The organism is Cupriavidus sp. GW821-FHT07C08 (assembly GCF_059419025.1).
In genome coordinates this window covers 342,009-364,153 of the sequence record NZ_JBWKQZ010000002.1, presented here as the reverse complement: position 1 = coordinate 364,153, position 22,145 = coordinate 342,009, and the positions used below count along the sequence as shown (strand labels likewise).

Below are 22,145 nucleotides of genomic sequence, written 5' to 3'. Positions count from 1 at the left end.
CCACAGGCCCGTCCGCACAGGGAGCGGTCCCTGTGGGAAGGTTCAAGAGATGGGCCGGCATGCCGGCGGTGGGTCGATGCGTCAGAGACGCGGGTAAAACTGTGTTTGGACTGATTCGGTTCAGTGCGAACACAGCTTGCGGTTGAGAAAGACTAACCTGCGACGCGATGCTCGGCGCCGGCGAAAGCTCACACTTATGCTATGTGTTTCCAGGAAAATCCCCCGGCCCGTAGGCCAGGGGTAATAGTCAAGCTGCAAGGGCGACTGGCGCGTTGGTCTGCGCGATCACTGCCTTGGCATATGCCAGCGTGCCGTCCTTGGCGCGCAGGCGTCGCGACATGCTGCGGCGCGGATCGCGGATGCGATACTCGCGCGCCCTGCCGCGCGGCACGTCGACGATCTCCGAGAAGCCCTCGGCGATGCAAAAGTCCACGTACTCGCGGCCATTGAGCACCTTCCCGGTCTCAAGCCGCCAGCTGGACGCCTCAGCACGCCTGCGCGCATCCTCGAAGTCCTGCACCGCGAGCCGGTTGGCTTTCGCGGCTGCCGCCTGCTGCTCCCAGCGTTGTTGCTCCGTCGGTGAGAAGCCGCACATCTCAAAGATGCGCTGGCGACGAACCGACGCGGTGCATTGCAGTAGGTCCACTTCGAGCTCTTCGCGCAAGGCACGCTTGGAGTCGACGTTCCAGTCCTTCGGATTGTCGAAGATGTGCAGAAGCGTGGCCACGTCCCGCTGGAGGACCGCCAGTGCAACCTTGTTGGGCCAGTCGAAGCTGGTCGACACGCGAGCATGCACTGCCCGCGTAGCAATATCATCGAAATGCCGCTGGCTGATCTCCAACACTTCGCGCTGCGCTTTCGCCTTATCCATCTTCGCATGGAACTGCCGCTGCGAGATGAGGTGATGAATTCGCGAGGCGAGCGCAGAGACGGGCGCTGCGGCCTGCCCCTCTTCCGGGCGCGCCACAGGGGTGGGCCGCGGTGCTAGTACGCCAGCCTCGTACAAGGCGTCGTCCACGTGCACATCGGTGCCGTCGGCAGGGACGCGTCGAGCGATCGCCAGGAGCTTCGGCGCGTTTTGCGGCGAGATAGCGATCTTCTCGAGTCGCAGGAGACGGCAGAGCGCCCGCAGGTGATGGGCCGGCAGCGCGCCACGCAGTGCAGGCACAGCGATCAGCGGCTGCAGCCAGTCCAGGTCGGACTGCCCGAAGCGCGGATTGTCGCGGTACGTGTTCAGCACACAATCACGAATCTTTTCGCCTCGCAAGAGCGCGTACGCGACGTGCACTTCATGACGGGCGTTCGGGATCTGAGCTGGGTCGTACAACGGCCCGTTGGTGCCATAGCCAAAACGCCGGACAAATTCGGACTGCACGTATTGCGCAATGTCGAAGGGCCCCGACTCCTCGAAGAGATCCGCTGTCTGGAACAGCGGTCCGGCCGCGCCTGGTGACAGGTCGATGGCTTCCTCCGGAAAGTAGGCCAAGCGGCCCGCCGCCAGCACGGCACCCCAGGACGCGCGGCTCATTTCCTGCGGACGCAGGATCTTTCCGCACACACGCACGATGAAGCGATCCACCTCATCGATGACCCGCGCGATAATCGAACGGGCGCTTCCGGCAGGACGAACGCCGAGCTTGCCATGCGACAGGCGCACAACGGGGATGTTACTGCCCTCCACGTGGCGCACTGCGATCTCTTCGAAGCGCGGCTGGGCCGTCTCGCTTCGGTCGTCGTTAAGCAGATGCAGCACGCCGGCGAGCGTCGTGCGAGTTTCGGCTCGCTGGCCGAGGGTAATGACGTACATGATGTGCTCCAAGACGGAGCACGCCCCTTCGGGGACGTGCCCCGAAAGGGTTGGAATGGGATGTAGCGCTAAGCGAAGGCGGCCATGCTCGGGGTCGGACGGGACCGGCTGCCGACGATGCGGGCAGCCCCCAGCTGCGACAGCAGCGCGGGACACGTAATGCGCCAGATGGCGCCGCCCTGGCCACAGCCTTCGATACCGCGGCCTGTGTCCGCGAACCTGCCGGTGGCAAGCAACGCCGCTTTCAAGTCCGCGGGGAGGTTCCAGTCGGCCGCCACGCAGAATTCGCCGGCGAGCAATGGCGCCTCCGGCAAGTTCACGCTGAGCGAGGCATAGGGCATGCCATCGTCAGCGCAGACCAGTCGCAGTGCCGGGCGCAGGTTCGAGTCATAAAGGCCGACGCGCAACAGCACGCCGGCAGGATAGCTGGCCGAGCCAGCGCCATAGACGATGTCGTCCATTGGGGGATACTCCTTTGGGAGGGAGCCGCCCCATCGGGACGACGCCCGTGTGGGTCTGGAAATGAAATCGCACCCCTTGTATGGAGTGCGTTCATGCGGTGAGCCGATTGGATCGGCGTTTTCGGCCTTGCGACGCGCAGATGGCTGGGCGTGGACGAAACGGCGCTTAGTCCTTGTGTACACGACGACCGTTTCGGTCTGCCCAGAGCAGGAAGACCGAGATGGCACCGCCGAGAATCAATACAAAAAGGCCGAGAGTCATAACTCAATCTCCTTTGGAAAGAACTGCGCCTACGAGAAATAGTACAGCGCCAACGCCGACGAGGCTAAGAACGTCGGTTAGGGCGACCAGCATCCATACATTGCTATACCCTACGTAAACGCTGGCGCCGATGAGCGCAGCGGCTGACAGCGTGTGTGCAAAGCGGCCAGACTGCTGCCGCTGATCCTTGGTTGGCGCCGTAACAGCCTTCCAAGCTTGCTCCAGTAGCCTTTGCCGATGCCGACGCGAGCGGTCAAGCTGGTAGACACCATCTTCAACCGGCTGCAGCGGATAGCGATACCCGTCCTCATGTGCGACGAGGGCATGCCCATCACATGCAGCCCTGGCTCGCTGTACATGCTCAAGCAATTGTGAGGGTAGCGTCACGAGCTCAGACATCGGCTCGAACTGCGCCTGACCGTTTATCTCCTCGCCTGCCGTCGATGTGAATGTGACCTTAATAGGAGTCGTCATGATGATCCCTCAGCTGCGCCGACCGGCAACCACGCGAAGCGTGGTCAGCAGATTGGTATAGCCATCATCGGTGGAGAGCGAAGGCAAGTGGATGGCGTTGTTGCGGCCACCGCTGAGGTCATTGCGACCGCGGCACGTCCGGTAGGACATACGAATGCCTTCGGCGCCTGGCGGATGCTGGATCTCGAGCAGCAACGATTCCGTCTGAAGCGCGAACACGGCCACCGCGCGCCGGCGTTGCCGATGCTCGCGGATCGTGTAATCGCGTGGGCGCAAGGACATGTCACCGGCAAAGCGGCGCAGCATGCGGCATGCGTCGCGACGCAGCGCCTGGCATGCTGCCGGATTGCCGGGAGCGTGGGGACGAAGAAAAGACTTGGGAAGCTTCATGGATATCCTCGAATCAGATGGGGACATCCCCTCCCTTGTCGGGACGAGTGTCCCGCAATGGGTTGGTCCGGAGTTGCCGGACAGTGGGTCGATGCGTCGATAACGCGGGTGAAAGCGACTTGCCGAACCCCGAGGGGTTGGGCAAGCCCTCTCGGGCTTGCGAATGGATAGGCCCGGATATCAGGCAATATCGAACATCTTGGTGATCGCCCTGACGGTGGCCCAAGCTTGGCGCTCGGACAGCGTCTTGCCGACCAACAGTTTCTGGGCAGTGGTGACCAGGTTGGACGCATCGCCGGTATAACCGACGCGGTCAACGAAGACCGCCCACCCTTCCGACCAGCCGCGATGCACGGAGACGGCAAGCCGTTCACGCGCACCGAACTGGGGCCACTGACGGGACGACTTCGGACCGTACAAGGCTTCGTTGTCGTCATCCATGAAGTTGGCAGCATTGAGCCATTCCGGCTCGAGCCCAGCACTGCACAGTTGACGACGGATGGCATCCGCGACTTCAAAGATGTATTTCCCTTTCGTTTCGGTGGGGATGATGGTGATAGGAGAGGCTTGTGCAACGTCGAACATGGTGAACTCCAGTTCGCGACAAAGCCCCCCGTGCGGGAGGCCCGCGAGGCAAGGGTGAAACAGATAAGGCTACGACTGGAGCCCGTTAGCGAGTCAGGCGAAGACCGCCGGCACCCGAGACAAGGTACAGCTGCTCGCCGGTGACGAACTGCTGATCGGCATCCTGGGTGACAACGATCTGCCGGCCGTTGTCCGTGCGGACAATGACCTCAACGCCATTGCGGCGGCTCAGATGGTTGGCTGCCGTCTGCACGATCACCGCGGAGACGCTGCCCGACAAGGCGCCAGCCAGATAACGACCGTTGCCGTTGCCAATGACGCGAGCGCCAAGGACCGCGCCGACAACGGCACCAAGAACGCCAGGCACGCCGGTGTTTGCGGACATCAATCCGTCGCTGTCGACAATCGTGACGGGACGGACCCGGAGGACGGTGACGGTTTCGGCACTACCACGGCGCAGCGCTTCGGAACCCCGATAGGTGTTCGGCGAAGTCGGCTGTGCAGCGCAGCCGGTGAAAATGGCGCAGCAAAGGAAAAGCAGGAAGAATCGCTTGAACATGATGGCCTCAAGAAAAATCGGCCAACATGCCCACGGGCAGGAAGGCCCGTAGGGGAGAGAAGAGATGTCCGGCTATACAACCGGAAGGGGTCGATGCGTCTGAGACGCGGTAGGTGCCGCAATGGTAGCAGGGTCGGCGCCGAATGTGGAGAGGTCCGGCTACGCCACACCGCCGAGCTCGCGAGCGAGACCATGCAGAACGGTTTCTGCAAACATCTCGCGCGAAAGCCTCGATGGCTCGCCGCCGTCTTCTGCTGCGACAAGCGACAACAAAGCGTCTACGACGTTGAGCCACGGTCCACTGCGCACGCGCACAGCATCGCCATCCGAAACGGGTGTTGCATGCTGCGCGCGCGACGCTGTCGCCTCGAAACCTGATAGATCGAACTTGGACCGCCCGTCTCTGCGCTCTTCACAGAAACACGCCAGAAGAAATTCGGCGTGGTGCTCCACCGACTGGCCATTCGCCCATGCGAGTTCCTGGATCCACGCCCGCACACTTGGTCGCAGGTGAAGTTGCAGGTAGCTACCCGCAAGCCAGTTCTGCACGTTCGGATCGTCCGCGTAGTCCGCGAACTGCCAACACCAGCTATCGCCGATTGCGTAGAGGTGCTGTTCCTTGCCGTCCACCACGGCGATCGAGGGACGAAACCATTCAACTTGCTGATTTTCGTCGAAGAGGAACGCCTGCCGGCGCTCCACGTAGACAAGGTTCGGCATGACCGCACACAGTCCGTCGCCGTCTTCGCGTGTGAACATAGGGACCGGAAAGCCGTTCCACATCGTGCCATTCCAGCAGGCGCCGACCGCGGTGTTGTCTGGCAGCCAGCTCCCGGTCACGAAGATGCGACGATAAGCGCGCAGCGTGTTTGAAGAATTGCTCATGAAGTGCTCCAAGGTAAGAGATGGAGCACGCCCGCAGGGCTAGTGCCCCAACGGGTTGATGAAGGTGGTTCGCGCCAGCGGCGCGAGTGTTACGTTCAAACGGGCCCCAGGTTAATGCAACCGGAACTCGCCGATGAAAGAAGCCATTCCCAAGGAAAGCGGGGATGGCGGGCTCAAACGGCTTGGCGCGGGGCGGGTTTCGCACGCCGCTTCGGCTCGGGGAGGTGATACCCGAATCGTTCCCAAGCCTGGGGATCCACTGGCAGCGGATTCGTGCGACCCACCGCCAGATTCACAAACGCGCCGCAGTACTGCAAGGTACCCGTGCGAAACAGCGTCCACAGCAGGTTGTACGCTTGCACCGCCATCGCCTGATTGATGACCAGCGACTGCTTGCTAAGTGCTTCGGCCATGGAGCACGACGGAGCCGTGTCCTTCTTGTCCCCCTTCGGGTCCAACAGCTCCGGAAAGAGATCGCCCACGTGAGGCAGGCGCTCAGCGGCCTTGCCGCGAACCTGGCCGAGGATGACCTGGCCACTGTCCGACTCGTTGCCGCAGTCAAGATAGTAGCCACCGATCCCCCGGCTCATCGCGCCCAGGATGGCCTTGCGAGCCTTCCGTGTGTCGACGCAGCCGACCACCATGTCGCAGGTAAAGCGATCCCGGCTACCAACGCGACAGACGCGCGCTTCCCAGCGCGTTCCCATCAGATTGTTGAGCCGGTTGACCAGCAAAGTCGCCTTGGGCTGACCGACGTCCACGGGATAGAAGCCCTGACGGCCGACATTGGTCTCGCTGACCGTATCATCATCGTAGACCGTGCACTCGATGCCACCGGGGTGGCCCAGTTCGAGCATGGCGTGATGCAGCCGCGCCAGATTGGGTAGCAAGGCGCTGCCGGTACCGCCAGCACCGACGACGACGACATTCCAGGCGCGCCGGGTCATGATCTCCGGAATACGATGCTCGATCATGCCAATACCTCCAAGGACGCCGCCGCATACCACTCTGCCGGCACCGTCTCGATGACCTCGAAGATTCCCTTGGCACAAAGCCGGAGGGCCAAAGAAGGCACAGCCGCGGCGCAGTTGCCCAACACAAACGCAAACTTCACGTCGTGCCGGTCGTCTTCATCGTCCGTGGGCGAGAAGAATGCAGGTGATCGGCCATGGGAATGGCAGTCCACCACCAGCACGTCACCGTCTGCCAACACTGGCCGGTCATACTTCAGGTGACCCGCACTGTGCTCGAGGATCTGCACCGGAACCAGCCTGAAGGCAGGGTCCTTGGTATTCCACACCACCCACGCACCCGTTTCCTTGGGATACGCGGCGCGCGCCAATTCGGCAAACTCGCCGATCAATCGTGCGGGAATGCGGCCGCACAGTAGATCCGTCTCTTCGCTCGCGTTGCCATACGGGATAGCCGTGCGATGCTGAAAACCGCCAAGCCGGCGAACGACCCTTAGCCAAGGGCGCGTGATCTCGAGGAACACGCCGTTGGCTGCGATGAGCAGCCGTTCCCCCGCCCGGGTCATGGGTTCGAGCCTGGAAAGGCGCGGAACCATGATGGACGGGAAGGATTGTTGCAGGGTCACATCGGCAGGATGCATGATCAATTGTCCAATTTGCCGGCGATCAGATCGGCCAGCGTATGTTTCATGGGGATGAAAACCTGCCTCGGGTAGTCCGGGAACTTCCCATCAAGCATGTCCTTCCAGAAGGCGTAGGCGCCGCGCTTGTACTTCACGCGCTGGCCGCCGTGGTTGGGATGGGTAAATGCCGAGTTGAAGAACCCGGATTCCCAGCCTGCAATGGAGGTGACGTCGATCTGCCTTGGCACATGTGCGCTCCCAATGCAGATCTTCCCGTTGTCCCACGTGTTGAAGTAAGGCGGCTCGTAAAGCACCGTTGCCGGCACCGGCCGCTCCTGCCCGGGCAGTGCGAAGACACGGAACCCCGTGTGCGACGCCTGGAAGACGAGGGCCGGATGCGGCACCACGGCGCTGCACTCGCCAAGCTCCATGCAGTTGAAAAAGACGCGCCGACGGTCTGCCGGACACCACCACGTCACCGCGGCGGGGCTGATCGACAGCACATTGGGCGTCAGGAATTCGCCCTTTGGCAACGAGGCCTCGGCGACCTGGCGCACCGCTTGAATCAGCGCCAGCCGATTGAGCGGCGTGCCGGCCCCGATCACGGGGCGGCCGCTGTTTCCGTCCGGCTCGATTCGATGCGCGGTGGCATACGAAAAGTCTCCGACAGCGCGGCCATAAAGCAAAATGGCCCCTTGCAGGGCCACATCATGCGACCGCGAAGCGGTCAGGATCTCGGCCATGGGGCCCTCCTATGAAGAAATGAGTGTGAGCACGCGGTCAAGCGCGCCGATGATTTGCAGCATGTCTGCCAGATCGCGGAACTGCTGGCGAATCGCGGCGGCATCGTCTGCAAGAGGAATGAAACACTGGAACATCGTGGCGTCGCCAGCGTTGTTCAGGCATTCATAGTGGTCGTCCAGGATCTCCGACACATAGTCACTGGGACGATAGGCGATGGTCGCGGCCGAATAGGCCGGCTCTGCCCATTGGGCGCCGGCGATGGCCGACTGCTCCCCCGCCCTCGCCAGCAGCAGCCGAAGGTCGGCGAGCGCCGTACAAAACTCGCCCAGCCACCCACTATGCATGCGCGCCAGAGCGCGCAAGTTGCGCGGACCCAGCTCACGCAGATGCGCGGAAGCTGCGTCGACTTGCGCATACCTTGGCAGGGTGTCGTCCGGTGCAAGCTCGGCGCGCACCACCGACGGCAGATAGCGCTCGATGTCGGCATCCTCGCCACCGAAGTTCTCCTTGAGGAACTCCCGGGCGTTCTCGTCGTCGGCCAGGGTCGCGTCGTAATCCCAGTGCCAGCGGGCGAACTGGTCCAGCAGCATGTCAGGCGTACGAACGAACAGCGACTTGCCGCACGCGGCATTGATCAGGTTCATTGCCGTGAAGAGCAACGACGGGTGTGCCGCACGCATGGCGTGCGCCCGCGCTTCCCCGATCGCATACACCTCCTCGCCGGGCAGTTCGATGGCCAGGTAGAGCGGCGCTTCCAGCCCGTCTTCCCAGCCGAACTGCATGACCTGGTCCATGGCGGCGCCGCGATCGAATAATTTCGCGCCGAACTGCAATCGCTGACACGCTGGGATTCGTTTTCCCAGCCATGCGAACATGGCCTGCGCGAAAGCATCCCCCGCACTGGTCGGGTTCAACACATCACTGGCCCGAAGGATGCCGGCCGCAAATTGCGCCAGCACCAGATCTGTAACCTCTAACTCATCGCCATAGGTGAGGCGCGCAGTGGCTGGAACAGAGCCTGGAAGCTTCGGCAGTGTCAGAAAATCATGGGCAGGTCGACGTCCGGCAGTGGAATGCTGTCGGTGTGGCGTCCATGCGGGTTGCTGTCCCGGATGGATGTCAGGAACAAACGAGCGAGGATCGAACAACATTGTTGGGTCTCCTCAGAATGTATAAAAACCGCCCTTTCGGGCGGCTCCTTGTTGATGGAGGCAAACTGACCCGTAGACAGTGCCTTCATGAGGTCAGATTTGCGCATGAGCGCCCTTTGCGCCGGCAGCGCGGACGAACGTGTAGCGCGCGACTTCCCCCTTGTGCTCCGGGCCATCCACTGCGGCAGTGGTCAGCTCGGGGTACTGGGCGGAATAGACGTCGCGCACCTGCTGGGGCGTGAACTGCGGACCGGGGTCCATCAGCGTCATGCCGTTATAGGAGAACTCGCGCGTGAGCTTCTTAACCTCGAGTGCCATGCCAGTCTCCTTTACAGCAGCGATGCGAGGTCGGTGCCGGCCGTCTTGGCCGCGCCGTCGTTCGCCGTTGCCTGCGCGCCAACACTGCCTTCCGGCTTGTCGTTGTCATCGTCCTCCTCGGACGTTTCGGATGCCGTCGGCGCCGCCGCCGTGGTCAGGGCCTTCGTGGCTTTGGTCGACTGCGAGGTCTTGGCCGCCTCCAGGATGGACCTGGTGGCCTCGACCTGCTCAGCCAGCGACTGACGCGCAGCGCTGACTCCTGCAATCGCGGCGGCGAAACCTTCATCAAGCTCCGCCGGTGTCGCCGACAGCGCCAAGGGGGTGCTCAGCGCAGCATCCGCAGCGTCCTTGACAACGGGCACGACAACGACAGACATAGTGTCGCCTTGCGTAGTGAGCGTGACGACGACCTTTTCGCTCGCGCGAACGAGCGCAGCCAATTCAGTGAACATAGTGAATCCTTGGGAAATGAATGAGGCGGAGGACGCCCTGGCGCCTCCGATTGGAAAGAAGCTTAGTAGCCGAGGACCTTGGGGACCTTGCCGGTGTAGTCGAAGCCGTCGACGGACAGAAGTCCAGCAACAACTTCAGCCTTTGATTTGCCGAACAGCTTGGCAAAGCCATCTCCCAGCACCTTGCGGATGCCAAGTTCGTCAGCCAGGACCTTCATCTCGGACTTGGTCAGCATCTCCAGGAAGTCCTGCGATTTCTGCAGGTTCCAGTGATCGCGCAGGTCGAGCTTGTGGTACCGGCACAGTTCCCGGAGGTTGTTCACCTCCATGCCGTCGATTGCCGCCACCGTCATGCCGATCGTCAGCTGCTGGCGACGGCCCGCGTCCATGGCATGGACGGCCGTGAGACAACCTTGCAGGGTCGAGGACGACTTCTGCTCGGTGAGCTTCTCGAAGAACTTGCCCATCACGTCGCCGCCAATGTTGCGCGACAGACCGTTCAGGGCGACGGCCAGCAGGTAGGCATTGGCCTGTTCAGCGTTCTGCGCAACTTCCTTGCGCAGCGCCTTGCGCCAGAGCTCGGTGCGGTACTGCTTCACCCTCTCCGACTCGCTGATCACCGTGGCCGGCTTCTCGGCAGCCGCGGACGACTTGTCGCCCTTCGTTGCCGCAGCCGTCTTGCCGGCGGTCTGCTTGACAGCAGGCGCCTTGGCCGCATCACGCTCCGCCTTGATTCGGGCCGCTACCTTCTTCTGATTGCATGCCGTGTCGAAGCACTGGCCGCTATAGACCTTGCCCATGGAATCCGGCAGACCGCTGACCGCGGCACCGAAGTTCTGGCAGGCATGGCAAGCTTTGGCCTGTTCCTCACCGACCCCGGTTGGTCCATCCACCTTCAGCTGAATGCGGGTATGGTTGTCGCCGGACCGGATGATGCGCACGATCGGATACTCTTCCTTGAGCCCGTAGACGATGCCCTCGAGCTTACGGTCGGTCTTCTCGGCGTAGCAGGCTTTGTTGGTGCAGTTGCCGGTAGCGATCGCCTCGCCAAACATCTCCGTTTGCAACGAGGAGTTGTGCGGGCACGTGGCGCAGTCGGTCTTGTCGAAGATCGCCACTTCCAGGCTGCACGCAGCCGCCTCGATCGTTTTCTTCAACTCCGACACCGCCTTCTTCTCGCTGAGGATGACCGGCAGGAGCTTGTCCTGCTTGTCCTTGGCGAGTGTGGCGAGCAACTCGGCGTGACCGAGTTGAATCTTGCGCTCATTCAGTGCCGCCTGAACATCCGGGCTGCAATTCATGAGAGCAAGGCGCTTATCCAGCGTCGCGCGGGACCAGCCCAGGAGCCTGGCGGCTTCCTCGCGATCCCCTTTGCAATGGCCGACGATCTTCGAGGCGGCAACGGCCTCTTCAGACGGCGACATGTTCGCGCGCTGGGCGTTCTCGATGAGCGCCGCTCGGTCGGCCTCGTCGTCGGTCATTACTTTGACGAGGGCGGGAATCACCCAGTCGATGCCGTGGGCCTCCACGGCACCGCGGTAGCGACGCTCGCCTGCGATGAGCTCGAACTCGAACTCGTCGTCTTCGATGGGGCGAAGCAGGATGGGCTGGTAGACACCGGAAGTCCGGATGGACTCGGTGAGTTCAGCCATTTCGACCGGATCGAAGTACATGCGCGGATTACGGCCAGTACGGATCTTGCGAAGGGCAACAGCAGATGGAAATTGCATTGTGGATTCTCCGGAGAGCAATGGGGAACCCGTTGCCGCACCGGGAACGGGTTCCCGGTGGGATGGAATGGATGGACTGGCCCGGCTAAGCGGGCGGCCACCGTACTGCAGAAGCTGGCACCTTGCGGTGCGGGGTCGATGCGTCTGGGACGCGGAAAGTGATGTGAGGATAGCCAATATTGGCTTGCGTAGCAAGATCCCGCAAAATGGTTGCTGCCACGTGGCGGCGAATAACAACCAGGCACAGACCAGGTTCGTATGGAAGGCGGCCTTGAGGAAAACGTAAAAGTTTTGGTGACAGCTGGCGGCCGCTTGCCGCGCCTACATGGCTTCTGCGCCTTACAGCACGAACATGCATTGGCACCTCAATTCTTACCATGGCGTGAAACGGCTACGACCACTCATACCGCGGCAAAACCTCTATCTCGTCGGCCGTGACATCGAAATGCAGCAACGTGATGCCAAGTGACATCGCGTATTGCATTACCTTCTCCAGGTCCTCTGGTATTGCATAGTGTCTAGCAGAAGGTGCGTAGACGTTGATGACCTCCACAAAATAGCTCGCAAAGTTGTTAGCCAAAACGGGCTCTTGTCCAAAGCAGCAAAAAGTCTCTTCCGATAGGTGGAAGGCGGAAAGCGTCAAGTAGTCGTTAACCGGCAATTTTTTCATTGTGATTCCCAATCGTAATTCAGCGGAGAGCGACGTCACGGTAGCGCTGCTCTCCAGCGACGAGCTTGAAATCGAACGCATCGTCCGTTGATAGGGCGAAGTAGGATGGGTTGGTAGACACCGGAAGCCCGGATGGACTCGGTGATTTCAGCCATTTCAACCGGACAAAGTACGTGCGCGGACTGCGAGCCGTACGGATCTTGCGAAGGGCGACAGCAGTTGGGTATAGCATTGGGGTTCTCCGAAGAGGAATGGGGAACCCGTTGCCGCACCGGGAACGTGGTTCCCGGCGGGATGGAATGGATGGACTGGCCCGGCGGCCACCGTACTGCAGAAGCTGGCACCTTGCGGTGCCGGATCGATGCGTCTGGGACGCGGAAAGTGGTAAGAGAGTATCCGAAGTCAGCCCTCCGGATCAATAGGCCCACGCTAGCCCACCCGACCTGATGATCGTAGCAACGGATTGGCTCCTGCGGTTGTTCAAAAAAAAATGCCCTCTGGAAGGGAGGGCTGGGAGCAAGTGCGAGAGGGTTTCCGTAGCGGGGGCTGCCGAAACCAGCATGGGGCGAACAGCTTTCGCTGTCGCCCAAACGCTCGCCAATTTCTTTCGTCTTTCGCCTGATATTGACTCGGTCGAGTCAGGTACGAGCGAAAGCCCGGCCGCGCGCGACCAGGCGATTCGATTAGTGGTGCACGCCATGCCGCGGGCCGATGGGCCGCGACAGCAGCGTGGTGACCGCGCCGGCAACTTGCCAGCCGTCCAGCTCCGATTCAAAAATGCCATGCACCAGCCGATCCAGGCAGATCACCTCCATCCCGTCTGCCTCGACGGTACCCAGGATCCTTGCCACGGTGGTACCGCGGGTGCCGCGGCACTTGATCGTCGCCAAGCCATCGCCAATGGCGATCCTGCAGTCGTCAGTCTTCATGCCGCCTCCTTAAGCAGCTCGCGTTGATCCCGGACCTTGCGGCCGTGCAGCTTGGCGAGATCTTCAACAAAATGGTCTAACAGCGTGTCCATGTGCAGGAACGCCTCGTCTTCGAGTTCCGGCGTCGCCCAGTCCAGACCAGCCTCCATGGCGTCCCGTTTGTGCGCCACCATCTGGTCCTGATAGCAATCGACGCTTCCCGGCAGATGGAAATACACCACCTTTAACTGCCCTTTCCGGTTCCACCGCAGCGCGCGCCGCATCGCCTGATACTCGATGCGCCACGTCCACGAACGATCATAGAAGAGGACGTAGTCAGCATTGGGCAGGTTGTAGCCAGCCCGGCCGGACGCCTTGGTACAAAGAAGCCCTGTGGCGTTGCCGCCGACGAACCGCTTGTCCTTGTCGGCCACGCGCTTCGCAATCGGAATGCCACCATGGAACGGCACGGTCTCCACCCCCTTCGCCTTCAGCTGACTGGCGATGAGGTCGATAACCCCCGGGTTCTCGGCAAACAGGATGGCCTGCTTCCCTTCGGCGGCAATTGCCACCAGCCGTTTAACCACGGCGCGTTGCTTGCTGGTGAGCTGCGCCAGCCCGCCGACACCGTCTACCCCGTGCTGCGGGTAGTTGGCGGCGAAATGCACCGCACGGATCCTGGCAAGAATGGCAATCAGATTGTTCGGCCGGCCATCCTTGCGGACGTCCCGGTACCATTCGGCAAACTCGTCCGCCGTACGCAGGTAGAGCGACAGGTGAGCAGGATCCCAGTCCGTCTCGACCACCTCCACAGCTGGTGGCTCGATCTGGATGTACCGCGACACGTCGGGCTCGCAGACCAAGCGACGCTTCACGTGCGGCGCCAGCATCTGGCGATACCGCGGGAGATTGCCAATCTTCGGCACTTCGCGCTTCGCCCCGTCCTGCAGGCTCTCCGCAAATTCCCAGGTCACCCACTCCAGCACCACAAAATCACTGCGGAAGCGGTCGATACCTCGTTCGGCATGCTGCGCCGTGGCCAGCCAGTTCGCCTCGAGGTAGCCGCGCCGGTAGCCGTACGGCTGGGCCGCAGTGCCGTCGCCACCCGTGAACGCGATCAGTCCGAAGATGTCACGCGGATAGTTGGCGATCGGGCTGCCTGTCAGGATATAGCGGCGTCTGGCCGACAGCTGCCATAGCGCGCGGCTCTGGTCACTGGTCGGGTTCGACAACCGCTCGCCCTCGTCTGCCACCAGCAGACTGATACGCCGGCGCAGCCGATGGGCATAGGTGACACGCCGCGACGCCTTCCGGCATACCGGCATGCGAAGCCGTTCGTAGGCGATCAGGTTGATTCGTCCCAGCGTACTCAGGTCTTCCGGCGACTCGATCACGTGAACATCCGACGCCGGCAGAATTTGCCCCAGTTCCGCGCGCATCTCCGGGACCAGTCTGGCTTCCACCACGATCAGGCCATGCCGAACCCCGGACAGCAGGATCAGTGCCGCAGCGAGCCGCGACTTGCCACAGCCCTGCTCCCATGCCGCTACTGCGCCGTTGGGCTTCATCAGCAGCTCGACCAGGTCTTCCTGCTGGAATTGCCAGTCCAACCACTTGTCGATTCCCAACGCCAGCAGCCGCTTGCGCAGCTGGTTGGCCTGTTGCGGATAACGGCGTTGCAGCCCTTCATGGACGATTTCCCAGGCCTGCGCCGATTTCTCGACACTGTATCGGGTGGTGATTTCGTCCAACGAGACGACGTAGCGCTTCCCGCGCACCTCGTACTCATATCGACCATCTGCCTGCCGGGCAAACTGCACTGCCTGGCCAGCTTTGATAATCGGGCTTCCCCAGACGGTGGTGTCGACCACATGCGTCTTGGTCGCGACCGCAACGAGCATGTTCACGGCGCCGACGCCCGTTGTCCAAACGGCATGGCGCAGAGGCAGCGCCTGCCGCGCACTGCGGCGCAGCCGCTGGTGCAAATGCTCCAGAAAGCCCGGCGCGAACTCCGGCTCGCCGCCTGCGCGCTTCACCAGCCTCACGAGCTCGCGAAGCGCAGCGATCGGATCTGCCTGCACGAGGTAGGTTTCCAGATCCAGCCGACCCGTGCCCGCATAGCAAAAGCCGCTCGGTAGCCGCTGACCTTCCTGCGATACGATTCGGCGTTCCAACACATGGTTGAGCACCATCGCCTCGGTGAATCCGCACTCGAAGCCGAGGATGATCCGGCGGCCGTCATGCGAGATGCGTACCCGTTTCTGCGAGGTTACAGGCCGCGTGATAGCGGGACCGTGATCGTCCAGCAGCTGGTGTGCCAGCTTCGGCTCTCCATATCGCCGCTCGTCCCACTCCAGCTGGAGCTTCGGCAACGGTGTCGACAGATCCCGCACCGGCTGGCGCAGAATGCCTCCCCGCACGCGGTAGCGAGCAAACACGGCGATGGAGGTGCGCACTTCGGCGCCTTCCTCACGAAACGCGTTCGCGGGTAGGTCGAATGCACCCACCACGCGACGCGAGGCATCGCTATATGGCTCGCCATGCGGAATCGACCCATCAGCAAACTTGTCGACAAACGTGGTCGGAAGCAAGGCGACCACGACTTGTGAGGCGTCGAGTGCCTGGGCAAGTGCGTACTCATGGCTCAGCGCGCTGGTACGCGGGCCAAACCGGCCCCATGTCGTGCAGTCGTAGGGCTGCAGGTGTGGCGACTCCAGATGAATCGAGAACGGGGGATTTATTAGCGCGATATCGAATCTGCGCGGATGAATATCCTCCATCCCAGCGTGCCGAAAGCTGCCGTCGAAGCCGGCTGCCTCGATTGCTTGTTGAATTATCTCGATCGTTGGTTTGTGCACGTCCACACCAAAGAGGCTGTACCTGACCGGATCTGCAAACTGCAGCAGACGGCCGGACCCGACAGAATTGTCCAGGATGGACACCTTCCGATCCGGCAACCAGTCGGCCACCACACCCCACATCAGGCGGGCGATCACATCCGGGGTGAAGAACTGCGAAAGATGGCGCTTACGCGCCGCGTGCAACTCGCCCATGTGCGCGACTTTTTCGGCTTGCGAGCCGAGGCTCACAATAGCCCGTAAGGGCTCGTACCAATTGGTCATGATAGGTCCCATAAGAAAAACGCCCCATCAAAGACGAGGCATGTAGTGGATCGAATGCGAAATCCGCCATTCAAACTCGGTAGGTGCCAGCCTGCTGCTGGACGAAGGCCAGCAACGTGCCCGCGATCGGAAGTGCGAAGCGCAACTCCCAGTACTCGTTTAACTGGATGTTGTTGAGGCCAGGGAGGGTCTGACGCTGCTGCGGCTGGAATGGATCGCTTGCGTGGCACCTTGCCAGGCAACTTGCCAGCGGCGCGTGGCTCATGCAGCGCGCAAACACTGCCAGCGCGAAGAAGGCGGCTATCACCGCTCCAGCGAGCCGAAATGCAGTTGCCGCATCGGATGTTCGGCGCCGTCGACCTGTTCCGATATCGCCACCAAACGCATCCGCATCGCCGTGGCTGTGCGCCGGGCTGCCATACTGCTGGCTAGCCCAAGGGCCCGTGGGAGTGTCTGGGCCGTTTACTGAACGGCCATGGCGTGTCCGTTGGCCCCATAGATGCGGCGCAGACGTTTCCCGGAAGTCATCGAGATCGGGTGCATCGCCGGCTCGAATGGCTTCTCAGATTTGGCATGGCCGGTGACGGGAATCCGCGTCTCACCATCGGTAGCTTACATCGCGTGTCAGGCCGTCTCTTCCATGAACGCAGCGCCAAATTCGCCGATGAACAGCATCAACGCCTCGGCCACCTGGTGGGAAAACTTGAACTCCCACCCGTCTTTGAAGAAGACGATGTCAAGCCCAGGATGGCTTTGCTTCTCGCGGTAGTTGTACTCAATGTTGTGGACATTGATACGCGAGAGGCCACTGGCCAGCGACGAGTGACCCGCTTTGGCAGCAAAAGCGGTGAGGCCCTGCAGGCAATCCGCGGCAGTCTGGCAGCTGTAGTAGCCCACCTTCCTGCACGATCGCCCGTAGCAGCCTTCCGAAGTCACTCGCATGCGCAGAATCACCGCTGACGCGGTGCGCTGAACCTCATTGCGCCGGTTGAGCCAGAAGCCTTTGATGATCCGCTGCGCAGCTTGCTGGTAGGCCAGTTCCTTGCCGCCACTCCCGCCATAGCGGTCATGAAGCGACGCCCACAGCCCGTCAATGTCGGGGATCTTCCCAGCCTTGAGCGCCTTGCCGATGTCCAGGCCCGCGTGCTCATGCTCTTTGGTATCGTCGATGTCCAGACGTGTTCCCGCAGGAGCAAACTCGCGGCGAGCGCGGTTGACCACATTGCCGGCAAGCGAAGAGCAGAAGCTTTCAAGCTCCCTGGCCGTTCCATACTCGGAGCGAATCTCCACAGTGTGGCTGTTCCCGGGGATGCCTGCCAGGCACTCGCGCTCGAAGCTCGCAGCCGAACGATAGGCTGCACATGCCGCCTCCTGGGCCCTGACGAAGCGCTCAATGATTTCGTTGTACATGCGGCCTCCAAATTAGTGCAGGGAGATCGCCGGACCAGCGGGCAAGGGCGAGAAGCCCATCGCCCACCAGGCCGAAACCGGGTGATCAGGGAAATCCGGAATCGTGGTGCTGCAGAACACGGCCGGCACTTCCGTCATGTCGACAGCTCCGGCAACGACCTGCTCGCGCCACCGTGCTTGTAGGCGCAGCCATGTGAGCTCCGCGCGCGCTATCGCATCCCAGCCCGTCGGGACCTTGGCTTCGTCGAATAGATCCGCGCCCGCAGCCGTCATGATGGCAACCACTTCATGGTAACGGCCGAGGTCGTGCGCAAATCCGCGGCGCTCAAACGTGAGCGTGAGCGGATCCGGATTGCCAAAGACCCGCTTCAGCTGACGGATGTAGACCGCGCATTCCAGGCGAGATTTCGCCTCATAGTCGGGGTGCCCGACCTGCGCGCAGGATTCATCGGCAGGCACCGGCCCGACTTCGATGGAAAGAGAGTGGATGAACATAGCGTTTCCTCAAGCGAGTTGGAGAAACGCCCCACCGGGGACGTTTCCCCGGTGGGTAGTGGATGGATTGGCAGGCGCCCGCGATGGGTCAGCCTGCAATGGAAGGCTTCTGCTCCGCAATCGACAGCTTCGCAAGAAGCCAACTGATCAGGACCAGAAACTCGATTTCGGCAACGAAGTGCACTTGCATCATCGCAAGGCGATCGTCGGCGGTGAAGATAAGAAAATACAGGACCGCGAACAGGTTGATGACCGTCGCAAAGACAGCCAGAGCGCTGATACGGGAGGAGACAACCATGCAAGGCTCCAAAAAAGAATGGAGCCTTCCCCATTGGGCAAAGCCCCAATGGGTGGAAAAAAAAGATGGCCGGTACACCGGCAGGGTCGATGCGCTGAAAGCGCGAAGAATCGGGCGGATATTACTGCGAATCGTCGCTCGGGGACAAGTCCCCCCAGCTGCGGCTCAACCTGTCGCGCGTCGCTGCCGGCTTGCCTCGCGCACGCGGTTCACCACATCCCACCGGCGCAGGTCAACCTCTTCCGGGTTCTCCAGGTTGGAGTGATCCAGCACCGGCCCATCGTCCCCGAACGGCTCATAGTCAGCGGGCAGCTTGCCCTCTGCCTTCAGCTTGGCGGTCTGCATCTTCGACAGGCCGTGACTGGTTTCGCTGATGGCGACATAGTCCCATCGTGCGGGCACTGCGGCCTCAGAAAACCACGCCTCGCCCTCCCCCGACGCGACCAGCGCCACGACGTCGTAGATGCTGCCGGTCGGCGACGGCATCGCCCGAACCTCGAAGCGCAGCACTTCCCGCCTCGGGTACCAGAACGTCCGGTCGAGATAGCGCTTGAACGTGAAGGCATCAAGCATCGCGATTTCCGCGTATTGCGGGTCGCCGGGCGGGATGAACTCGCGTTCGCTCTTGGGCCGCGCGCCGAGGGAAACCTCGCGAACGGCGGGGGTCTGGGGTGATGACATGGGATTTCCCGAAAAGATACCCCAAATTCTATAGCTTTCGGGCGCAACTCCCGCCACGGGCGCCTTGAGAATGTGTTTGGCGAATCTCGCCGGCCGGCGGCCTTGACTTCGCGATGGCGCCGGTATCTTGGTCATAGACCATTCGATACCTCGTTACCATGCGCTTCACCCGCTTCGGGCGCTACACCCCCATCGAGTTCAACGCCCGCCGGCAGGCCGCTTTCGCGCGCAAGCAGCAGCGCGAGCGCGACCGATACCCGCTCTTCCCCGAGCACGTCGCCGCGGAGCAGCACCAAGCCGACGAAGAGATTGATCGCCGGCAACGGCAAGCGGACAGGTTCGAAGCGAGCCAGCGTGCGTTCGAGGCCCGCGTGTGGCGCAAGGCCCGTACCCGATTCTTTTCGTTGCCGGAAGCCGGCAAGGCGCAGATCCGCGCGAAGTGGCTGTCCTGGCCCGGCCCGACTACCGCAACCAATTTCATCTACATCGTCGACGAACTGAGCGGTGACCGGGCACGCCGGGTGGCCGAGGCCGACGCCGGCCACGCCGAGATCCGACGCCGCGCGTGGGAATCCGTGAACCGCCAAGCCGCGCTGGAGGTGGTCTAATGGCCCCGACCGACGAGCGGGACGCCGTCGTTGACGCGGTGAAGGGCGGCGACGCCCTCAAGGTCAAGGCTTACGCCGGCGCGGGCAAGACCTCCACGCTCCGCCCGACGCTAGTGATACGGCGCCACCGAGATATTTTCCTGCTCGCCCGCTGGCGGCGCTCCCATGGCACGGCGCTCGCGGGGGCGGGTCAACCTGATCAGCGTTGTGTGGCGATCCTGCTGTTCGAACGATCCAAGTCGAACTACCTGACGATCGCGGACGCGGCCGCGATGCTCACCAACGCGCAGTTTCTGCCTTGCGACTCGGCGCACGAGGTGGCGATGGCGGACCACCTGGTGGCACAGCGGCGCGCCTTCCGCAAACCGCTCCGGCACATCGTCAACGCGCCGGTTCATCCCGATTTCGTGCTGACCGACACATCGCCGGAGGTGGTAATCGAAGTGCTGGGAATGGCTGGCAACCCGGAGTACGTCACCCGAATGGCGGCAAAGCGCCAGCACTACCGCGCCGCCAGCGTGCCGTTCGTCGAATGGAACGCTCCCGCGCAACCGCTTTCCGCGGTTCGGCTGCCGTCCCCTGTCGGGACAGCCTCGGAGGCCACCCATGCAGGCTGAACACGCAGCGATGGATGGAGAATTGTTCCATAGGGCAATGGAACTGGTCCACCAACACCGCGCCGCGTCGGTGGCGCTAATCCAGCGCCATCTGCGCATTGGCTGGGAGGCTGCGGAAGCACTGTTGGCCCGCATGGCCGCCGAAACGATGGCCGTTCGCAAGATGCAGAACGGCCTTTACCTCTACATCCACGGCCCTATCGGCGCGGAACTTGCGCGCCTGAACGGCTTTGCGCAGGAGGTGTTGGCCGCGCTTACCGAAGATTGCATCGACGCGGCCCACCTTCGGGCCTCTGCCATTCGCTATGGCCTGGCTGAAGAGACAACCGTCTCGGCTCGTTGCGGCGACCAGTGCGCCTGCGCGACGCTCTTCGAGTTCCCGGTCCGATGCTTCAGGGCAAGCGGGGCGGCGCTGGACTCTGGTGAGCCTTAGGCATCCACGACTTGAGCGAGATACAGGGGATCATCGTCGCCCCTGTGCGTTGGTCCAACCCGGGCGAGCGGATTTCTATGTTCACACCCAAGGCAGGTGAAAAAGAAACCGCGTTCGTCCAGCTGTGGGTCTGCCGTGTTAAACATCACCGAGAGACGGCACTTCGTGCAAGTCCACATGGTTCACTCCTTGCGTGACTTCGGGTCGCGCGCGCTACGCTAGGTTCACGATAGTTCAGGCGGTCCACTAAAGCATTCACCATCCACGAAAGCCTGGTAGGCAAGGAGGATTCACCAATGCCGCTCTACAACACTGAGATCGTCTACCGCGCCGTCATTCAAGCCGATGACGCCGAGGCCGCGCTCGTCGCCACCAAACGTGAGCGCCGGGACATCGAGGGCGACTGCGCGGAGCCGCGCTACGAGCTGGTCGGCCCCTATCGGACTCCTGCGGACTTCGAAGATGGCTGGACCGAGACCGATTACCCTTACTGTGGTCTCGGATCGGCCTATATCGGTCAAATACTGCTCGCCGAGGACGGCCAGCCCGAACGCGACACGCCGTACCATCGACATGTTCGAGGATGTGCCAGCATGAGTGAGAACACCCGTATCGAGTGGGCAGACCACAGCTGGAAACCGTGGCAGGGGTGCCCGAAAGTGGGCCCGGGCTGCGACAACTGCTATGCCGAGTACTCTGGCTCACGAACGACCCGGCCAGCGTCCGCGCCAACAACCTGCGTGTGCTGGAGGCGCACACGGCATGTCACCAGCGCCTGATGGACGCCGGCGGGGAGCGCAGAACCACCGTCTATGGTGATGGCGCCTACCGAATCCGGCCCCGGTCCTTTGGCGAGCCCACACCGGGCCGACTATCGCGAAATGTGCTCGAGCGGGGCCAGCGGTGCAGTACGGCAGGAAGCCGTAGCGCTCGGGTTGCCACTTCATGGCACCATGCAGCCGACGGCAATTCCTGAGTTCTTTGTCCGCTTTCTCACCGAACCAGGCGACCGGGTCATCGAACCGTTCCGCGGCACGGTTCGAACTGGCCTCGGCGCTGGACGTATTGGCCGACGCAGGCTCGTCTCAGAATGGATTCTTCAATATATCCGCCGTGCCGCCGAGTTGTTTCGAGAGGCCGCCGGGTTCCACCTCCACCCGGCCCTGCACTGGGCCAATCAACCAAGGTAGCAATGCAGCAGTTCGAAAACGACCAATCCGAATACCCGAAGCCTGAGACCGTCCTAGCCATCCGCGGCGCGATCGCAACCGGCCGCCACGGCGGTTCGATGGGGCCTGAGGGTCACTGGCTCAACGAGTTCTGGCAGATCGGCCGGACGCTTCGCGACCACAGCGAAATGCTGCAGGGCTTCCAGGGCACGGCGCGCCGCGGCCTGCTCAGCACTTCGACGCGATACCTCGCCATCAACGAGCCGGTATTCGAACAGCCCGACGAGCGATCTTAACGGGCAGCCGGCCGGTGCAAGGCATA

At 62.2% G+C, this 22,145-nt stretch carries 26 protein-coding genes and 1 pseudogene; 5 read left to right on the top strand and 22 right to left on the bottom strand.

Translation table 11 applies throughout. The annotated features are described in order from the left end of the window. Nucleotides 1-247: 247 nt before the first annotated feature. The 22 genes from AC07UK_RS04870 to AC07UK_RS04765 form a co-directional block, all read right to left on the bottom strand. Nucleotides 248-1,807: a hypothetical protein gene (locus AC07UK_RS04870; protein ID WP_058698148.1), complete on the bottom strand. Its 1,560-nt coding sequence runs from the start codon at nucleotides 1,805-1,807 to the stop codon at nucleotides 248-250. A 68-nt stretch (nucleotides 1,808-1,875) separates the two neighbouring features. After that, nucleotides 1,876-2,268, bottom strand: coding sequence for a hypothetical protein (locus tag AC07UK_RS04865; protein ID WP_058698149.1), 393 nt, complete (start codon nucleotides 2,266-2,268; stop codon nucleotides 1,876-1,878). Nucleotides 2,269-2,533: 265 nt separating this feature from the next. Further along, on the bottom strand, nucleotides 2,534-3,004 hold the full coding sequence (locus AC07UK_RS04860; protein WP_081050302.1) for a hypothetical protein: 471 nt from the start codon (nucleotides 3,002-3,004) through the stop codon (nucleotides 2,534-2,536). Nucleotides 3,005-3,013: 9 nt separating this feature from the next. After that, entirely contained in the window at nucleotides 3,014-3,394 is a 381-nt protein-coding gene (locus tag AC07UK_RS04855; protein ID WP_058698150.1) for a hypothetical protein, read from the bottom strand. 180 nt (nucleotides 3,395-3,574) lie between these two features. Then, a complete protein-coding gene (locus tag AC07UK_RS04850) occupies nucleotides 3,575-3,979 on the bottom strand; it encodes a hypothetical protein (protein ID WP_058698151.1) in 405 nt (134 codons plus the stop codon). An 85-nt stretch (nucleotides 3,980-4,064) separates the two neighbouring features. After that, the gene (locus AC07UK_RS04845; protein ID WP_070940837.1) at nucleotides 4,065-4,538 is read right to left on the bottom strand and encodes an outer membrane lipoprotein; all 474 of its coding nucleotides are present in this window, start codon (nucleotides 4,536-4,538) and stop codon (nucleotides 4,065-4,067) included. Nucleotides 4,539-4,697: 159 nt separating this feature from the next. Further along, complete coding sequence (locus AC07UK_RS04840) at nucleotides 4,698-5,423, bottom strand: hypothetical protein (RefSeq protein WP_116318648.1); 726 nt, start codon at nucleotides 5,421-5,423, stop codon at nucleotides 4,698-4,700. A 173-nt stretch (nucleotides 5,424-5,596) separates the two neighbouring features. Further along, on the bottom strand, nucleotides 5,597-6,397 hold the full coding sequence (locus AC07UK_RS04835) for a PRTRC system ThiF family protein (RefSeq protein ID WP_058698153.1): 801 nt from the start codon (nucleotides 6,395-6,397) through the stop codon (nucleotides 5,597-5,599). Beyond that, entirely contained in the window at nucleotides 6,394-7,035 is a 642-nt protein-coding gene (locus tag AC07UK_RS04830; RefSeq protein ID WP_058698154.1) for a PRTRC system protein A, read from the bottom strand. Before AC07UK_RS04830 ends, AC07UK_RS04835 begins: the two co-directional genes overlap by 4 nt. Before the next feature lie 2 nt (nucleotides 7,036-7,037). Further along, nucleotides 7,038-7,760: a PRTRC system protein B gene (locus tag AC07UK_RS04825; protein ID WP_058698155.1), complete on the bottom strand. Its 723-nt coding sequence runs from the start codon at nucleotides 7,758-7,760 to the stop codon at nucleotides 7,038-7,040. 9 nt (nucleotides 7,761-7,769) lie between these two features. Continuing rightward, entirely contained in the window at nucleotides 7,770-8,912 is a 1,143-nt protein-coding gene (locus AC07UK_RS04820) for a PRTRC system protein F (protein WP_081050303.1), read from the bottom strand. Between the two features lie 93 nt (nucleotides 8,913-9,005). Beyond that, entirely contained in the window at nucleotides 9,006-9,230 is a 225-nt protein-coding gene (locus AC07UK_RS04815; protein WP_058698157.1) for a PRTRC system protein C, read from the bottom strand. A gap of 11 nt (nucleotides 9,231-9,241) precedes the next feature. After that, complete coding sequence (locus tag AC07UK_RS04810) at nucleotides 9,242-9,682, bottom strand: PRTRC system protein E (protein ID WP_058698158.1); 441 nt, start codon at nucleotides 9,680-9,682, stop codon at nucleotides 9,242-9,244. Between the two features lie 62 nt (nucleotides 9,683-9,744). Next, nucleotides 9,745-11,412, bottom strand: a complete 1,668-nt coding sequence (locus AC07UK_RS04805; RefSeq protein WP_058698159.1) for a PRTRC system ParB family protein — start codon at nucleotides 11,410-11,412, stop codon at nucleotides 9,745-9,747. Nucleotides 11,413-11,803: 391 nt separating this feature from the next. Continuing rightward, entirely contained in the window at nucleotides 11,804-12,121 is a 318-nt protein-coding gene (locus tag AC07UK_RS04800) for a DUF5983 family protein (protein ID WP_143010731.1), read from the bottom strand. A 644-nt stretch (nucleotides 12,122-12,765) separates the two neighbouring features. Beyond that, entirely contained in the window at nucleotides 12,766-13,011 is a 246-nt protein-coding gene (locus tag AC07UK_RS04795) for a hypothetical protein (RefSeq protein ID WP_058698161.1), read from the bottom strand. Continuing rightward, nucleotides 13,008-16,112, bottom strand: coding sequence for a DEAD/DEAH box helicase (locus tag AC07UK_RS04790; protein ID WP_058698253.1), 3,105 nt, complete (start codon nucleotides 16,110-16,112; stop codon nucleotides 13,008-13,010). The genes AC07UK_RS04795 and AC07UK_RS04790 overlap by 4 nt, the downstream gene beginning before the upstream one ends. 70 nt (nucleotides 16,113-16,182) lie before the next feature. Further along, nucleotides 16,183-16,419 carry a hypothetical protein gene (locus tag AC07UK_RS04785; protein WP_058698162.1) on the bottom strand — a complete coding sequence of 79 codons (237 nt, stop codon included), beginning with the start codon at nucleotides 16,417-16,419 and terminating at the stop codon, nucleotides 16,183-16,185. 317 nt (nucleotides 16,420-16,736) lie between these two features. Then, nucleotides 16,737-17,522, bottom strand: coding sequence for a hypothetical protein (locus tag AC07UK_RS04780; RefSeq protein WP_058698163.1), 786 nt, complete (start codon nucleotides 17,520-17,522; stop codon nucleotides 16,737-16,739). Between the two features lie 12 nt (nucleotides 17,523-17,534). Further along, nucleotides 17,535-18,017, bottom strand: coding sequence for a hypothetical protein (locus AC07UK_RS04775; protein ID WP_058698164.1), 483 nt, complete (start codon nucleotides 18,015-18,017; stop codon nucleotides 17,535-17,537). Nucleotides 18,018-18,105: 88 nt separating this feature from the next. Continuing rightward, entirely contained in the window at nucleotides 18,106-18,315 is a 210-nt protein-coding gene (locus AC07UK_RS04770) for a hypothetical protein (RefSeq protein WP_058698165.1), read from the bottom strand. A 165-nt stretch (nucleotides 18,316-18,480) separates the two neighbouring features. Then, nucleotides 18,481-18,996: a hypothetical protein gene (locus tag AC07UK_RS04765; RefSeq protein WP_058698166.1), complete on the bottom strand. Its 516-nt coding sequence runs from the start codon at nucleotides 18,994-18,996 to the stop codon at nucleotides 18,481-18,483. Between the two features lie 158 nt (nucleotides 18,997-19,154). Between AC07UK_RS04765 and AC07UK_RS04760 the strand changes: the two genes are divergently transcribed. The 5 genes and pseudogenes from AC07UK_RS04760 to AC07UK_RS04740 all read left to right on the top strand — a co-directional run bounded on the left by AC07UK_RS04760 (nucleotide 19,155) and on the right by AC07UK_RS04740 (nucleotide 22,119). After that, nucleotides 19,155-19,604 carry a hypothetical protein gene (locus AC07UK_RS04760; protein WP_058698167.1) on the top strand — a complete coding sequence of 150 codons (450 nt, stop codon included), beginning with the start codon at nucleotides 19,155-19,157 and terminating at the stop codon, nucleotides 19,602-19,604. Then, entirely contained in the window at nucleotides 19,604-20,221 is a 618-nt protein-coding gene (locus AC07UK_RS04755; RefSeq protein ID WP_081050304.1) for a DUF1173 family protein, read from the top strand. The genes AC07UK_RS04760 and AC07UK_RS04755 overlap by 1 nt, the downstream gene beginning before the upstream one ends. Continuing rightward, a complete protein-coding gene (locus tag AC07UK_RS04750) occupies nucleotides 20,211-20,654 on the top strand; it encodes a DNA translocase FtsK (protein WP_058698168.1) in 444 nt (147 codons plus the stop codon). The genes AC07UK_RS04755 and AC07UK_RS04750 overlap by 11 nt, the downstream gene beginning before the upstream one ends. Nucleotides 20,655-21,247: 593 nt before the next feature. After that, a pseudogene (locus AC07UK_RS04745) lies at nucleotides 21,248-21,361 on the top strand (DUF5131 family protein); the annotation flags it as partial. Nucleotides 21,362-21,846: 485 nt separating this feature from the next. Then, a complete protein-coding gene (locus AC07UK_RS04740) occupies nucleotides 21,847-22,119 on the top strand; it encodes a hypothetical protein (RefSeq protein WP_058698170.1) in 273 nt (90 codons plus the stop codon). Nucleotides 22,120-22,145 lie beyond the last annotated feature (26 nt).

Excerpts from the sequence above, each read along its gene's own strand:
- AC07UK_RS04870 (WP_058698148.1), bottom strand. The coding sequence starts at position 1,807 with ATGTACGTCATTACCCTCGGCCAGCGAGCCGAAACTCGCACGACGCTC.
- AC07UK_RS04865 (WP_058698149.1), bottom strand. The coding sequence starts at position 2,268 with ATGGACGACATCGTCTATGGCGCTGGCTCGGCCAGCTATCCTGCCGGC.
- AC07UK_RS04860 (WP_081050302.1), bottom strand. The coding sequence starts at position 3,004 with ATGACGACTCCTATTAAGGTCACATTCACATCGACGGCAGGCGAGGAG.
- AC07UK_RS04855 (WP_058698150.1), bottom strand. The coding sequence starts at position 3,394 with ATGAAGCTTCCCAAGTCTTTTCTTCGTCCCCACGCTCCCGGCAATCCG.
- AC07UK_RS04850 (WP_058698151.1), bottom strand. The coding sequence starts at position 3,979 with ATGTTCGACGTTGCACAAGCCTCTCCTATCACCATCATCCCCACCGAA.
- AC07UK_RS04845 (WP_070940837.1), bottom strand. The coding sequence starts at position 4,538 with ATGTTCAAGCGATTCTTCCTGCTTTTCCTTTGCTGCGCCATTTTCACC.
- AC07UK_RS04840 (WP_116318648.1), bottom strand. The coding sequence starts at position 5,423 with ATGAGCAATTCTTCAAACACGCTGCGCGCTTATCGTCGCATCTTCGTG.
- AC07UK_RS04835 (WP_058698153.1), bottom strand. The coding sequence starts at position 6,397 with ATGATCGAGCATCGTATTCCGGAGATCATGACCCGGCGCGCCTGGAAT.
- AC07UK_RS04830 (WP_058698154.1), bottom strand. The coding sequence starts at position 7,035 with ATGCATCCTGCCGATGTGACCCTGCAACAATCCTTCCCGTCCATCATG.
- AC07UK_RS04825 (WP_058698155.1), bottom strand. The coding sequence starts at position 7,760 with ATGGCCGAGATCCTGACCGCTTCGCGGTCGCATGATGTGGCCCTGCAA.
- AC07UK_RS04820 (WP_081050303.1), bottom strand. The coding sequence starts at position 8,912 with ATGTTGTTCGATCCTCGCTCGTTTGTTCCTGACATCCATCCGGGACAG.
- AC07UK_RS04815 (WP_058698157.1), bottom strand. The coding sequence starts at position 9,230 with ATGGCACTCGAGGTTAAGAAGCTCACGCGCGAGTTCTCCTATAACGGC.
- AC07UK_RS04810 (WP_058698158.1), bottom strand. The coding sequence starts at position 9,682 with ATGTTCACTGAATTGGCTGCGCTCGTTCGCGCGAGCGAAAAGGTCGTC.
- AC07UK_RS04805 (WP_058698159.1), bottom strand. The coding sequence starts at position 11,412 with ATGCAATTTCCATCTGCTGTTGCCCTTCGCAAGATCCGTACTGGCCGT.
- AC07UK_RS04795 (WP_058698161.1), bottom strand. The coding sequence starts at position 13,011 with ATGAAGACTGACGACTGCAGGATCGCCATTGGCGATGGCTTGGCGACG.
- AC07UK_RS04790 (WP_058698253.1), bottom strand. The coding sequence starts at position 16,112 with ATGACCAATTGGTACGAGCCCTTACGGGCTATTGTGAGCCTCGGCTCG.
- AC07UK_RS04780 (WP_058698163.1), bottom strand. The coding sequence starts at position 17,522 with ATGTACAACGAAATCATTGAGCGCTTCGTCAGGGCCCAGGAGGCGGCA.
- AC07UK_RS04775 (WP_058698164.1), bottom strand. The coding sequence starts at position 18,017 with ATGTTCATCCACTCTCTTTCCATCGAAGTCGGGCCGGTGCCTGCCGAT.
- AC07UK_RS04770 (WP_058698165.1), bottom strand. The coding sequence starts at position 18,315 with ATGGTTGTCTCCTCCCGTATCAGCGCTCTGGCTGTCTTTGCGACGGTC.
- AC07UK_RS04765 (WP_058698166.1), bottom strand. The coding sequence starts at position 18,996 with ATGTCATCACCCCAGACCCCCGCCGTTCGCGAGGTTTCCCTCGGCGCG.
- AC07UK_RS04760 (WP_058698167.1), top strand. The coding sequence starts at position 19,155 with ATGCGCTTCACCCGCTTCGGGCGCTACACCCCCATCGAGTTCAACGCC.
- AC07UK_RS04755 (WP_081050304.1), top strand. The coding sequence starts at position 19,604 with ATGGCCCCGACCGACGAGCGGGACGCCGTCGTTGACGCGGTGAAGGGC.
- AC07UK_RS04750 (WP_058698168.1), top strand. The coding sequence starts at position 20,211 with ATGCAGGCTGAACACGCAGCGATGGATGGAGAATTGTTCCATAGGGCA.
- AC07UK_RS04740 (WP_058698170.1), top strand. The coding sequence starts at position 21,847 with ATGCAGCAGTTCGAAAACGACCAATCCGAATACCCGAAGCCTGAGACC.